Raw genomic sequence first — 13,711 nt, 5'->3', positions numbered from 1 at the left:
ATTCAACCCTCGTGAAACGCACCATACACCGCTTGATTTATTGGATTAAAAAGGTATTCCAGAATGGTTCGCGACCCATTAATAAGACCAGCCTCCACAGTCATTCCCGGAATCAATTTTAATTCTCGCCCTTGATAATCAATATATTCAACATTAGGCGAAACCTCCGCCGTAAAGTAGACTGCCCCATTTTCGGCCAACATGGCCGCAGGCGATAAAGTCTCTAAAATACCAGAGATCGTCCCAAATCGCGTGTAATCTAGCGCGGTTATTTTAAGTTCGACCGACATCCCCGGCGCGATATTTGCAATATCTTCCGCCGGAATTCTAACCCGCGCGACAAGCCGATCCGTCGTCGGGACAATATGGCCAATCGGGCGCCCTGCCCCGATATAATCGCCCACAGCCAGCCGCTCTGGCAGCTTGACCGTGCCGTCAATCGGCGCGCGAATGCGGCGCATCTCGATGGCAGAGGAGAGCGTCGCAATCCGCACATCGGTTTCCGCAAGCCCGGCCCGCGCCACCTCAAGGTCTTGCCGCGCAGAGGCTTGCCGCTCGCTTGTCACCGCCAAAAGCCGAGCGTCCAACTCCCGGATCGAATTCACGCTACGCTCAAACTGACGCTCCAGAACCTCCAGCTCGGCCTTGGCCGAAATCACCGCCTGCCGCGCCTCGATAATCACCGGATAAGCGACCAATTCTTTGGCAAACAGAACCTCCTTACGCCCAAGCAGGTCTTCCATAGACGCCAACAGGTCCTTTTGCGCGGCGATCCGGCTGGTAACGATGCCTTGCTCGCGCACAGCCTTCGCCAGCTGTTCCGAGACGATTGTGGTCTGATCGTGCAGCGCGGTTTTCATCGCCGCCCATGCATTGCGCGCGGAAACAAGCTCTTCTGCCGCAAAAGGCGCAGACGGGTCGCCCGTGCGAAAATCGGGGTCGCGCGCCTCTACAAAGGCTGTCAGGCGCTCAATCCGCAACAAAAACGAAAGCCGCTGGCGCGCCTGCAACTGCAAATCCGCCACCAGATCGTCGTCATCAAGCCGCGCGATCAATTGCCCCTGCGCCACCTTTTCACCGGGACGCACCGCCAATTCAACCAACCGCCCAGCTTCACGATGCACCAATTCACGTTCAAAGCTGGCGGGCATGATCTGCCCCGGAGCCTGCACGACAATCGGCAATTCTGCCCGCCCCGCCCAAAGGGTGATGGCGACCAACATGGCCGCACAAAGCCAAATCGCCGCCTGCAATCCAATCCCATCGGTGCGCTCTTCAAGGCGAATGCTTTCGGCCAAATGGCGCAACTGGATATTGCGCTTGCGGCGACGGCCACTTTTCGCGGCCCCCAAAGACACACCGCCCGCAGGTTGAAGCCCCCCAGCCGAGGCCGAAACAGCCAGCGCAGTTTGATCCGAATAGCTCATGCTGTCCTCATAATCTTATCGAGTGGGCCCACCTGCGCGCGCCCGTCGCCGGTCATCGCAATCACCCGATCCGCAAGGCGCAGAAAATCGGTGCGCGAACTGACAAAAAGCGTGGTTTTATGACCCCGGCTTTGTTTCAAAACCCGTTCGATATCCCGATCCAACCCGGCCAAAAGTGCCATCGCGGGCCGCTCATCAATCAACAGCACCTGCGCCGGGCGCAACAGCGCGCGCGCAAGGCCAATCCGCTCGCGCAACAAAGGTTGGCTGGCCGAAAGCCGTGCCGGGTCCACCACCGTTTGCAGCCCATCGGGCAAGCTGCGTAACTGGTTCAAGGCACCAGCTTCTTCGAGCGCGGCCTCCAAATCGGCATTGCGGGCAATCGGCATCGCAATCCGCAAATTGTCGGCCAGCGTGCCGCTGAACAAATCCACCGTCTGCGGAAAATAGGCGACCCGCTCGCGCAGCTCTGCCGCATTGAACTGGCGAATATCAAACCCGCCCAATTGCACCGCCCCAAGCTGCGGCGTGCTCAGCCCCAGCGGCAGTTTGAGCAGGGTGCTTTTGCCACTGCCATTGCCGCCGGTGATCCCGATCACCTCCCCCTCGGCAATATCAATAGAAAAGCCCGAGAGCACCGCAGGCACCTTGGGACCATAGCGCAGCGAAACATTGCGAATGCGGATCTGTCCGTTCAGCGCCGCCGCATTCACCTCTTCATGGTCATTGAGGTCAATTTCTTCCGACATATCCATCAGCCGGTCGATCTGCTCAATGGCATTGCGGAGTTGTTCGATGCGCGGCAGCATCCCAACAATCGCATGCAAGGGCGCCAAGGCCCGCAATTGCAACATCATCGCCGCGATCAAGGCTCCAGCAGCAAGCTCCCCGGCCCAAATCTGCTTCGTGCCAATGAAAAGCAGCCCAAGCGTCGCAAGCCCCACCGTCAGATGCGCCAAAATCTCCGCCGTGGCGGCAAGCCGGCTCATCCGCAGCATGGCAAATTGCTCACGCCCCGACAGATGCAAAAACCGGTCCATCCAGATCCCCGCCAGCCCATCAAGACGAATGCTTTCAAGTCGCGTGAAGGTATCCAAGATGAACTGCTGCATCTTCGAGCCTTCGACCGCGCTTTGGCGAATGCGCACCGCAATGCCGCGCCGTGCAATAAGCGTAATCGCCACAAGCACGATAATGGCGACAAGGATCGGCACCGCGAGCGTACCTCCAATCCAGAACAAGGCGACCAGCGCCAAAACCGTGACCGGCAGCTCTATCGCCGAGAGGATCAAGGGCCCGCACAGAAAATCGCGCACCGCCTCAAAGGTCTTGATCCGCGCGATTTGAGACGACACGCCCGCCGTATTCAACGCCTCGGCGGAAAGGCCCAGAAGCTTGTCATAGCTGCTGACGCCCACAAGATAATCGAGCCGCGCCATCATCCATGTCAGCACCCGAGAGCGCAGCCGCCGCAGCGTGAACTCAAAGCCCAAAAGCAACGCCGCGCCCGCCGCCAAATATTGCAAAGGCGCGATCTGGCCGCTGTCGATCACAAAGGCATAAACGGCCAAGATCAGCGCTGGCACCAAAAGCGCCAGCAGATTGAGGCTGATGCCCATCAAAACCACGCTGCGCAGATGCGGCCAGAACCGGCTGAACAAAGACAGGAACCATGCCTGCTGCGTGGCCTCACGGCGCGTTTGAGAGGTCGCTAAATCGTCTGGGTTCAGACGCGAAAACAGATAAACCTCAACCTCTTGCCGATATTGCGTAGGATCGACGAGCTGGCGCGTCGCACCATCAAAAAGTGCGATATCATCGCCATCGCGATAATAGACCAAGGCCTGCCCATCGCGCCCCACAATCAGCGCCGGCAGCACCCGAATATCCAGATCCGTCAGCATCAACCGCACGCGATCATAGCGGTAACCCAGCGCGGCCATCGTGTTGACCAAGGCCATGCGGTCAAACCCGTGATCTGCGGACGCATTGATGATTGCCGCCAAGCTGCGCGGATGCAGGGTTGGTTTGAGCCGCAAGACCAGCATGCAAAAACAAAGCGCCAAGGGCTCGGCGTCTGGCGTCACGTGCCAATCGGCCCCCTTCAACCGCGCATAAAACAATTGCGCCGCACTTTCAGCATGCCCAAGCTTTGGTTCGCTTGGCGCCCCATGGCGCAATTGCGCCAGCATATCGAGCGGCAAATCTCTCATAGCCGCAACTCACGATAGCGCGTCTGCGGTCGGCTCGGCGGGCAGACCCCTTCGTTCGCACGCAACCCGCCGCCCTCACAAACAAAGCAATGCTGCGCAAGCGAGCGCAGCGTTTCATCATCGCTGGCCATGATAATCGTTGCGTGACCACGCAGTTTGGCCAGCAATTCGTAAAGCGCGGTATAACTGCGTCGGTCCAAACCGCTGTCCGCATGATTGAACAGGATCACCCGCGGCCGAGGCGCCAAGCTGCGCGCCAGCGCAATACGTTCGCGCAACCCCGGCGGCACCGGATCGCCGCCATCGCCCCGCAATACGGTTTGCAAGCCCCGCGGCAGCACGTTCAGATCTTCATCCAACCGCAATTGCCGCATCACGAATTGCGCATCGGACATTTTCACCTGTCCGAAGCGGGTCAAATTTTCCAAGATCGTACCACGATAGAGCACCGTTTCAGCTTGCAGATAGGCAATCTGCTGCGCCCGGCAGGCTTCGGGCAGTTGCAGCAGATCGGCGCCATTCAGCTGCACCGCCCCCTGTTCTGGCCGCTGCAAACCGGACAGCGTTTTGAACACCGTCATCGCCTGCGCATGATCCAAACCATCCAGCAGGCTGAATTGACGGGCAGGAAAGGCAAAATCGACTGTGTCGAGAAGCGGCGCTTCCCCCTCGGCCTCCATGATCCGCACGCCGTGCAGCGCCAGCTTGCCCTCGTTTTCGGGCAAGGCCGCAGAAACGGTCGTCACTGCAGCGCTGGCAGGGGTGGCGAGCAGCGCCTCGACCTGCTTGCGCTCGCTACGTTGCGCTTGGCTGCGATGCAGCGCGCCCAGCGCCTTTTGCATCGGCACGACCGAGCGACCGGAAAGAATGATCGCCGCCAAAAGCGCACCGACCGTCAGGTCTTTATCAAGCACCATCCCCGCGCCCACAAAGACCACGGCCAAGATCATCACCGTGCCGAAGATTTGCGTGATATCGAAAACAAGCGTTTGGAAACGGCCCACCTCAAACTGCCAACGCGCCGAGGTGTATTTTAGCCCCGCATGCCGCGCAGCCATGACCCGCTCCGCCGAAAGCGCCTTGATCGACTGCGCCGCCCCCAGCGTCTCCACCATCATATCAAGCCGGACAGCATCCTCTGCCCGGCGCGCATCGCGGGCATCGCGCAAGAACCGACCCGCGACCACCATGACCACACAGAAAACGGCAATCAGCGTAAGCGACACCAGCGCCAGCTTGCCCGCGATCAGCGCAATCAGCACCAGCATCAGCGGGATCATCGTCAATTCGGCAAGCGTCACGGCTAAACTGCCCCCGCCCCCGGCATGATATCCGCGCACCAGATTGATCAGCGCAAGCTTTCCGCCGATGTTGTTCCGGCTCGGCGCCACATTCCCTTGCAGCAGCGCGTCAATCATCCGGGTGCCCGCGGCATGCGCCCGCCGGGCGCCCTGCCATGCCTGAAGATTTGCCCGCGCCCAGCGCAAAAACGCATCCACGAGCAAAAAGCCGACGGCAGCGGTCATCAGCACATTCAGGGAGTCGAGCGATTGGTGTGGAATGAACGTGTCATAGACCTGGCGCACCGTGACCGGGATCACCAGTTCCAGCGCGACGATCAGAAGCGTCGCGACGACCAACGGGACCACATCCCACTTCAAACCTACCCTTTGCACTCGTCACTCTCACACGCCAACCGAAAGGTCGGGCTTCAGAAAAAATTCACATGCGGTCCATGGTCATGCGCCATATCCAAGGCCGAGCCGACATCGGAATCGAAGCCGTCCATATCGTCGCCCATGAAGACGTTGTCTTCGCCCCCATCCGCAGCGAAAGGTATGGACAGGTCGTCTAGCTCCGCCGATTTTTCATTCCCCCGGCCATTGCCGTTCCCGGGTGCCCCGTCCTTCTCCAGATTGGTGAAGTCCCCAAACAACCCATCCACATCAATGTCGGGATCAAGACCACCATCATCGCTAGTCTTGCCACCGCCCCGCTTGTCAGTGGGCGAGGTGACCGTGGTCACCCCATCCTCATCGGTGATCACCTTGTAAACATCGGCGGGGCCGGGCTCCGCACCATCACGGCCACTGTTCGGGTCAACATAGGTTTTCTTGTCCCCGTCCTTGCCCTGACCGTTTCCTTTGTCCGGATCAGACCCGGCATCATCCTCTGGGTCGCCAGTACTGTCATTGGGGGTGGGATCGGTGTCCCCATCCCCCGGCTCGTCCTCCGGAGAATGATCATCGACAGGCGGATCGGCGGTGGGATCATCGCCAGTTCCATCGGAATCCGTATCAGGCACTGGGTCATCCGCAGGCGTCGGGTCATCGCTCGTGTCATCCACAACGGGGTCTGACGGCAGCTCGGGCTGCGGAGGAAGGTCATCCGTATCTGGCACGGAGTCGACACCATCATCGACCGGGCCATCTGTGTCACCGGGCGGAAGACCGTCTTCCCCCGGATCTGTGTCCGGCATCACCGGGGTGGACCCATCATCGACCTCTGGGGGCACAGGGTCATCCGCAGGCGTCGGGTCATCGCTCGTATCGTCCACAACGGGGTCTGACGGCGGCTCGGGCTGCGGAGGAAGGTCATCCGTATCTGGCACGGGGTCGACACCATCATCGACCGGGCCATCTGTGTCACCGGACGGAAGACCGTCTTCCCCCGGATCTGTGTCCGGCATCACCGGGGTGGACCCATCATCGACCTCTGGCGGCACAGGGTCATCCGCAGGCGTCGGGTCATCGCTCGTATCGTCCACAACGGGGTCTGACGGCGGCTCGGGCTGCGGAGGAAGGTCATCCGTATCTGGCTCAGGGTCGACACCATCATCGACCGGGCCATCCGTGTCACCGGGCGGAAGATCATCTTCCCCCGGATCGGTGTCCGGCATCACCGGGGTGGACCCATCATCGACCACTGGCGGCACAGGATCATCCGCAGGCGTCGGGTCATCGCTCGTATCGTCCACAACGGGGTCCGACGGCGGCTGGGGCTGCGAGGGAAGGTCATCCGTTTCAGGATCAATCGCAGGCGGAGAGACAGGCGGCCCCGGATCCAGCGTGACGAAACCGCCCTCATCCATCGTCACCGACTGGCCATCCGCAAGGCGCGCGGTCGGCGCATTGCCAATGGGCGGTGCATTCAGCGGCCGAATAGACGCATTCGCGGGCCCCATATCGGCGGAGGCAAAGCTCCGCCCCGGCATATCCGTTTCCAAAACGGAAAGGGGGGCTACGGGTTCACTGACAAAACTGGTTTTGCTTTCGGAGGCAAGCGCGGCGGCACGCATCACGGACACCTCCGCAGCATGTCCGCCGTTTGGACCTGCGGCAGAGGTGCCCATCAATGCGGGACGATCCCCTTGAACAGCGCCCGCAGTCACGCCATCGCCAATATCGGCTTCATCGGCGTCATACCGCTTGGCATTCAGGCCCTCGGTATAGGCAACTTTGGCCATTTCACCCTCCCGATCACTCGTACTTACGCTTCAAGGGTGTGCCCGAAGTGTTGTCAAAACGTAAATTGACGTAACGATAGCGTCCCAACCCCACCCGCAGAGAGAGCCGCGATCACGACAGCGCATTTCACCCGCACGACGCACACGCCAAAATTTTACATTTAAAAAGAAGGCACTACAAAAAGCTCCAACGCAAACCGCGCCTGACCTCATGTGAAATGAAGCACCCACCACCTATTTGCAGCGTGCTTAACGTCATTTGCGCACAATCGAATGTGGTCGATCACGCATCGCCGCCGCGCCTTTGGCTGCGCGGTACACAGAGATGACATTTCCGCCATTTTGCGCCACCATGCCCACTTAGGGAGACCCGCGTCGGGGAGGACGCATGGAGATCACGCCGCTGCTTGACTGGATCGAAGAACCGATCCTGTCCGCCCTGTTTGGGGTGCTGACAGGGGCGGTTTTCGGCGTTGCGGCACAGCGGTCTTCTTTTTGCCTGCGCGCGGCAACGATCGACTTTGCCCGCGGCAACCTAGGCCGACCGGTCGCGGTCTGGCTGCTCACCTTTTCAACCGCGCTGATCTGGGTGCAATCGGCGCAAATGCTTGGGCTGTTTCGCGCCGAAGATGCGCGGATGATGGCGGTTGCGGGCAGCTGGTCCGGGGCGGTGATCGGCGGGCTGATGTTTGGGGTCGGCATGGTGCTGGCGCGTGGCTGCTCGGGGCGGCTTTTGGTGCTGGCGGCCACCGGCAATTTGCGCGCCGTGGTTTCGGGGCTGATTTTCGCCGTCACGGCGCAGATGGCACTGCATGGCTGGCTCGCACCTTTGCGGCAATGGCTGGCCGGGCTTTGGGTCACACCGGGCGGACATAATCTTGAGCTTTTCGCGGCCCTTTCGTTACCAAAAGGCAGCGCTTTGGGGCTCGGGGCCGGTTGCGCAGCGCTGGCACTTTGGCTGGCGCGGCGCAATCAGATCGGCTTTTCCACGCTCACCTTTGCCTCGGGTGTCGGCTTTGCCGTGGCCTTGGGCTGGGTATTGACCTTCGCGCTGTCGCAAGTGGCCTTTGAGCCGGTTTCCGTCACCTCGGCCACGTTTTCCGGGCCTTCGGCCAGCACCTTGATGTTTTTCCTCGAGCCCACCCCGAAGCTCGATTTCGATGTTGGGCTGGTGCCCGGCGTGTTTCTTGGGGCGTTTTTCGCCGCCGCGCTGACGCGGGAGTTAAAATTTCAAGGCTTCGAGCGCGAAAGCCAGATGCGGCGCTCCATGTTCGGTTCGGTTTTGATGGGGTTTGGGGCGATGCTGGCAGGCGGCTGCGCGATTGGCGCGGGGGTCACTGGCACCTCCATTGGAACAGCAACGGCATGGCTTGCGCTTTTGTGCATGTGGATCGGCGCGATGGCGACCGACCGGCTGGTGGATCAGCGCTAAAAGTCCAAAGCAAACCGATAGCCCTGCCCGATGGAGCCATTGGCCCGCTCCACCCGACCAATCCCCCCGCCGGGCAAATGGTAGCCAATCAAGGCGATCTCTTCGCTGGCCAGTTCCGCCAACAGCGCGACCCGCGTTGCGGCGGCGGTTTCCCGATCATGGTCCGAGCCGGTCAGCCATTCGGGCCGCTCAAAGGCGACATGGTGGTTCGAGAGACAATCGCCCAGCACCAGCGCAGGCTTTGGCCCTTCGATACGAAACGCCATATGCCCCGGCGTATGGCCGGGGGTGAGCTGCGCGCTTATACCGGGCAGAGCCTCCTCCCCCGCTTCCAGCAAGCGGATCTCGCCAAGCGTCTGCAACCGCCGCAGCGCCCCCACCGCATAGCCTTGGCGCGGTGCGTCGATACGGTTCACTATCTCGGGGTCGGCCCAGAAATCATGTTCGATCCGCCCCATCATATGCAGCGCATTGGGGAAAACGGGCTCATCGAACTCATCCAAAACGCCCCACAGATGGTCTGGGTGCCCATGGGTAAAAAGCACATGGGTAATGTCTTCAGGCGCAAGCCCCAAGACCGAAAGCGCCTCGGTCAATTTGCCTGCTGTCGGCTGAAAATCGGGGCCAGCCCCCACATCGAACAGCACCGTATGCATGCCATCGCGGTAGAGCGTCACATTACACGGCGGATCAAAGCGATCAAGCGGCGCGCCATAACGTGCGAGGATTTCATGCAATTCCGCCTGCGGCATCGCGCCAAACAAAAAGCCGGGCGAAAGCATCAAAGACCCGTCCGAGAGCGTATCAATGCGCACAGCACCTTGCTCTAGGCTGGTATTGGCCCAAAGCCGCGGCGGCGCGGCAAGCACTGCGGCGGCAGTCATTAAAAAGCGGCGACGGGCGATCATGGCGCTCCTTTCCGGCTCAACCAAAGATGTCTTGCGTGAAGGCGCCATACCATGTTTGCGCCTCTTCATAGGTGGCTTGGCGGGTGGCAGCATCCTCGCCCGCCGCCGAAATAACGCTTTCGGTCTGGGTGATACCGTCGGCGCGCGGCACATAAATCCCACCAAGCTTCACCGCATCCCCCGGGGCAAGCACGGACCAACAGATATTGCTGTAATGATCAGGCAGATCCCCTGCCCCGAAAAGGTCGCGCCGGATTGCGGCTGCGGCCATCTGCGCCTGCGAATGCGCGGCGAAAGCGCCTTTGGGCATCGCGCCCTGCGCGCTGGCATCGCCCAAAACCCAGATGTTGGGATCGGCCAAAGAGCGCATCGTGAACGGGTCCACCGGAGCCCAACCCGTCGCATCGGTGAGCCCGGCAAGATGGGTAAGTTTTCCCGCCTGCTGCGCCGGGATCACATTGCAGACGTCGACCTTCTCAGCCTCCCCCTCAACCAAAACCTCCATCGTCTCGGGGCGCACCTCAATATCCGCTGCGCCAAATTCGGGGCCGAACCATGTCACCATGCCATTGGTGTATTTGCCCCAGCCGTTTTCAAAGAGCGTCTGTTTGGAGAAATGATCCTTGGGATCAAAGATCAGGATCTTTGCCGTGGGGTTCACCTGGTTGAGCCGATGCGCGATCATGCTCACCCGTTCATAGGGGGCGGGCGGGCACCGATAGGGCGCTGGCGGCGCGATCAAGGCGAAAGTGCCGCCTTCGGGCATCGCCTCGATCTGGCGTTTGAGCAAAAGCGTCTGCGGCCCCGCCTTCCACGCATGCGGCATGATCTCGGCCACGTCTTCAGACCAGCCGGGCACCGCATCCGGGACAAAATCAATCCCCGGCGAGACAACCAACCGATCATAGGTGAGCCCCTCACCCGTAGCGAGCCGCACCAACCGAGCCGAACGCTCCGCCGCCACCGCTTCGCCAATCACAACATGCACCCCGGCGCGCGCCAGACCCTCATAGCCAAATTGCAGGCTTTCAAGCGGACGCAGCCCGCCAATCACATGGTTTGAGAAAAAGCAGGTCGTGTAGCGGGGAGCGCGTTCTAGCAGCGTCACGGCCACGCCCCCCGCTTCGGCAAGGGTACGCGCACATGACGCGCCGCCCGCTCCCCCACCGATAACAAGCACCCGTGGCAGGCCCTGCCCGCGAACAGCCGGCGCGACCAAGCCGACCGCAAGCCCCGCGCCCGCAGCCAAAATGCGGCGGCGTGTCAGGCCCCCGCGCATCGGCTATAGCCCCGTAACACGGACAGTATCAGACGGCGCGACCCGCACGGTGCCGAGCTTTTTCACATGCGCCTCGATCACATCCCAAATTTGCGGCCCCTCGGTGCCCTCGTTGACCGAGGCCCAGCCGGCGACCGTATAAGAACTGGCGGCATCGACCGTCGCCCCCGTATCGGTCAGCACCATCTCAGAGATGCGGCTTCCGATCGGTTTGGCCACGTCGCAGGTAAAGCCGATGCCGCCCACTCGCACCATGTCACCACCCTGCTGGTAATAAGGATCTGTGTTGAAGATGTTGTCGGCCACGTCCTCAAGGATCGTTTTGATCACCTCACCCGTCATTTCGGTGCGGTAGCACTGGCCATAAGTCATCGAGGTGACGTTATGAATGTCTTCGCGGGTGATCGCATCGCCGGGCAAAAGCGAAGGCCCCCAGCGCACCCCCGGAGACAGCGCGATCTGCGCATCCCGTTCGGAGCGGATCGCATCGCAGATCAGATCATCCCACGTGCCTTGGAAATTGCCCCGCCGATAAAGCAGGCTCTCGGTGGTGCCGATCTCTTCTTCCAACTGCGCCTTGAAGGGGGCGCGTTCCGCCTCGATCAGCGCCGCCATCTCGGGGTCGGGCGTAATGACATCGGCAAAGATCGGGATCAGCTTGTGGCGGAAACCCATCATCCGCCCATCACGGACATCGAGATCAACGCGCGAGACGAATTTCCCGTTGGAGCCAGAGGCGATCAAGATCGTCTCGCCAATCACCACAGGTTCGGGCACCGCGTCATGGGTGTGGCCGGTCAAGATCACATCAATGCCCTGCACGCGGCTGACCATCTTGCGGTCCACGTCAAAGCCATTGTGGCTTAGGCAGACGACAAGATCGGCGCCCTTGGCGCGCACTTCATCGACCATTTCCTGCATCCGTTCTTCGCGGATGCCAAAGCTGTATTCGGGGAACATCCAGCGCGGATTGGCAATCGGCATATAGGGGAAGGCCTGCCCGATCACCGCCACCTGCACACCACCACGCTCAAACATCTGATAGGGCTCAAAAGCGGGTTCATCCCATTCCGCATCAAAGATATTCGCGCCAAGGAACGGAAATTGCAGATCGTTTTCCACGATTTCGCGCACCCGATCTGCGCCATAGGTCCATTCCCAATGCGAGGTCATGGCCTCAACGCCAAGCAGGTTCATGGCGTTGACCATATCCTGGCCCTTGGTCAGGAAAGAGGTCATCGATCCGTGCCACGTGTCGCCGCCATCAAGCAAAAGCGCCTCTGGCCGTGCGGCGCGAATGGCCGCCACCACGGTCGCCACCCGATCCAGCCCGCCCATTTTGCCATATTCCCGACCAAGCGCCGAAAAATCCTCATAGGTCAGCGCATAGGCCTCGGGGCTTTGCGGCGCGATCTGGAACATCTGCAAGAACTCTTTGCCGACCACATGCGGTGGCTGGCCCTGCGCCGCGCCCACACCGATGTTCCATTCCGGCTCCCGAAACCAAATCGGGCGCATCTGCGCATGGATATCGGTGATATGGATCAGCGTCACATTGCCAAAATCGTCAAATTCCAGAAGCTTGTCTTGGCTCAGCGCCTGCTGTGCGGCGAGCCGCGACCAGTTACCGATGCCCGAAGCCCCCCACAGCATTGAGGTGGCCAGCGAGGCTTGAAGAAATTCGCGCCGGGTAATCATCCGGTTCTCCCCACAGATGAAAGCGCGGCCGCCTTCGGGACAAACGGCCGCGCAAGGGTCAATGGCGCACCGACACGCCCTCGACCGAAAGCCCATTGCCACGCGAGGCAACGTAAAGCTCCAAGGCTTTGAACTCTGGCGAATTGGGTTTGAAGGTCTCGGCGCGGGTGTCGCGCACGCAGCCAACAAAACGCTTTTGCGCCGACAACAGCGCCGAGTCCTTGAGCCGATAGACCGGGAAGCCGTTGATCTGCCCTTGGCTGAGATGATCTGCGCGGATCATATGGCCGTAATATTGCTCGTGGCAGTTGGCGCAGGCCATCTCAAGCTGACCAAAGCGGGTGTAGTAGATTTCTTTGCCCTGCTCCCAATAGGGTGCGGCGGCCCCATCAATCGCCACATTGACCGGCATGCCCCGCGACTGCATCGAAATCAGCGCGAGCATGTCGCTCATATTGGTCGAGGTCCATCCCCAGCTTTCCAGCCCCATCCGCTCGGTCAAGCAGGTGTCGATGTAGTTTTCCATCGTCATCAACGCGCCGGTCTTTTCGTCGACACGCGGCAGCACGGCGCGCAGCCCTTTCAGGCTTTCCGGCCCGCCATGGCAAGAGGCGCAACTTTCCCCCTTGGCCCCGATCTCGGCGTTCCATGTGTCGCGCCCGCGATCAACAAAGACCATGCCGGGATTGTCGAAATCATCCCGCTCCAAATCGCGCGTCTCGTCATTGCGAAACAGCCAGCCCGAATAGATCGTTTCCAACGCGCCCTGAAGATGCGCGGGCGCTGTGGTTTGGGTAACGATCTCAACCGGCCCGTCGTCGCTTTCGATCACCAGCGTATCTTCGACCGGGGTCGCAAGTGCTGGAAACGCGACCCCAACCGCCAGAACGGCGGCCATTATGCTTGTGCGATGCATTGGCTTTCCTCCCTACGCCATGCCGCTCAGGCCAGTGCGATCGGCTTCGTCTCGGTGTAGACCGAGCCGTCGTCGTCGTACCACGTGAAGACAAATTCCCCCGCCGCATCGACGCGCGCGTCAAATTCGAAATAGGGGTTGGTGGAGACCGATGGGTTGATCGCCACATCAATGACGTTTTGCCCGTTCAGATCACAGGTGAAGCGGTGAATGATCGACCGCGGGATCGGGTTGCCAGAACTGTCTTTGCGTTGGCCAGATTCCATCGCGTGACTGATCAGCGCTTTGACCGTGACCACCTCACCCGCCGCGGCGGATTTGGGCACTTTCACACGCGGTTTTGCATTGTCTGCCATGGTGTTTCCTCCCTGC

General features: G+C 60.7%; 10 protein-coding genes. 1 reads left to right on the top strand and 9 read right to left on the bottom strand.

Annotated features, from left to right (window positions below):
- Nucleotides 1-2 precede the first annotated feature (2 nt).
- From BW967_RS00595 to BW967_RS00580, 4 genes are all read right to left on the bottom strand, one after another.
- Nucleotides 3-1,427 carry an HlyD family type I secretion periplasmic adaptor subunit gene (locus BW967_RS00595; RefSeq protein WP_076483101.1) on the bottom strand — a complete coding sequence of 475 codons (1,425 nt, stop codon included), beginning with the start codon at nt 1,425-1,427 and terminating at the stop codon, nt 3-5.
- Nucleotides 1,424-3,640, bottom strand: a complete 2,217-nt coding sequence (locus BW967_RS00590) for a peptidase domain-containing ABC transporter (protein ID WP_076483100.1) — start codon at nt 3,638-3,640, stop codon at nt 1,424-1,426. The genes BW967_RS00595 and BW967_RS00590 overlap by 4 nt, the downstream gene beginning before the upstream one ends.
- A complete protein-coding gene (locus tag BW967_RS00585) occupies nt 3,637-5,289 on the bottom strand; it encodes an ABC transporter transmembrane domain-containing protein (protein WP_175610401.1) in 1,653 nt (550 codons plus the stop codon). The genes BW967_RS00590 and BW967_RS00585 overlap by 4 nt, the downstream gene beginning before the upstream one ends.
- A 62-nt stretch (nt 5,290-5,351) precedes the next feature.
- Nucleotides 5,352-7,106: a hypothetical protein gene (locus BW967_RS00580; protein WP_076483098.1), complete on the bottom strand. Its 1,755-nt coding sequence runs from the start codon at nt 7,104-7,106 to the stop codon at nt 5,352-5,354.
- 388 nt (nt 7,107-7,494) lie between these two features.
- Between BW967_RS00580 and BW967_RS00575 the strand changes: the two genes are divergently transcribed.
- A complete protein-coding gene (locus BW967_RS00575) occupies nt 7,495-8,538 on the top strand; it encodes a YeeE/YedE family protein (RefSeq protein WP_076483097.1) in 1,044 nt (347 codons plus the stop codon).
- Here BW967_RS00575 and BW967_RS00570 read toward each other — a convergent pair.
- Genes BW967_RS00570 through soxZ form a run of 5 tightly spaced genes read right to left on the bottom strand, consistent with a single transcriptional unit; the run spans nt 8,535 to nt 13,695 of the window.
- Nucleotides 8,535-9,446, bottom strand: coding sequence for an MBL fold metallo-hydrolase (locus BW967_RS00570; protein ID WP_076483096.1), 912 nt, complete (start codon nt 9,444-9,446; stop codon nt 8,535-8,537). The two genes, BW967_RS00575 and BW967_RS00570, sit on opposite strands and share 4 nt — an antisense overlap.
- A gap of 16 nt (nt 9,447-9,462) precedes the next feature.
- On the bottom strand, nt 9,463-10,725 hold the full coding sequence (locus tag BW967_RS00565) for an NAD(P)/FAD-dependent oxidoreductase (RefSeq protein WP_076483095.1): 1,263 nt from the start codon (nt 10,723-10,725) through the stop codon (nt 9,463-9,465).
- Nucleotides 10,726-10,728: 3 nt separating this feature from the next.
- Nucleotides 10,729-12,423, bottom strand: a complete 1,695-nt coding sequence (gene soxB, locus BW967_RS00560; RefSeq protein WP_076483094.1) for a thiosulfohydrolase SoxB — start codon at nt 12,421-12,423, stop codon at nt 10,729-10,731.
- A 58-nt stretch (nt 12,424-12,481) separates the two neighbouring features.
- Nucleotides 12,482-13,339, bottom strand: coding sequence for a sulfur oxidation c-type cytochrome SoxA (soxA, locus tag BW967_RS00555; RefSeq protein WP_076483093.1), 858 nt, complete (start codon nt 13,337-13,339; stop codon nt 12,482-12,484).
- 26 nt (nt 13,340-13,365) lie between these two features.
- On the bottom strand, nt 13,366-13,695 hold the full coding sequence (gene soxZ, locus BW967_RS00550) for a thiosulfate oxidation carrier complex protein SoxZ (protein WP_076483092.1): 330 nt from the start codon (nt 13,693-13,695) through the stop codon (nt 13,366-13,368).
- Between the last annotated feature and the right edge of the window lie 16 nt (nt 13,696-13,711).

The organism is Rhodobacter aestuarii (assembly GCF_900156655.1).
Lineage (GTDB): Bacteria > Pseudomonadota > Alphaproteobacteria > Rhodobacterales > Rhodobacteraceae > Rhodobacter > Rhodobacter aestuarii.
This window is presented reverse-complemented; position numbering and strand designations above follow the sequence as displayed.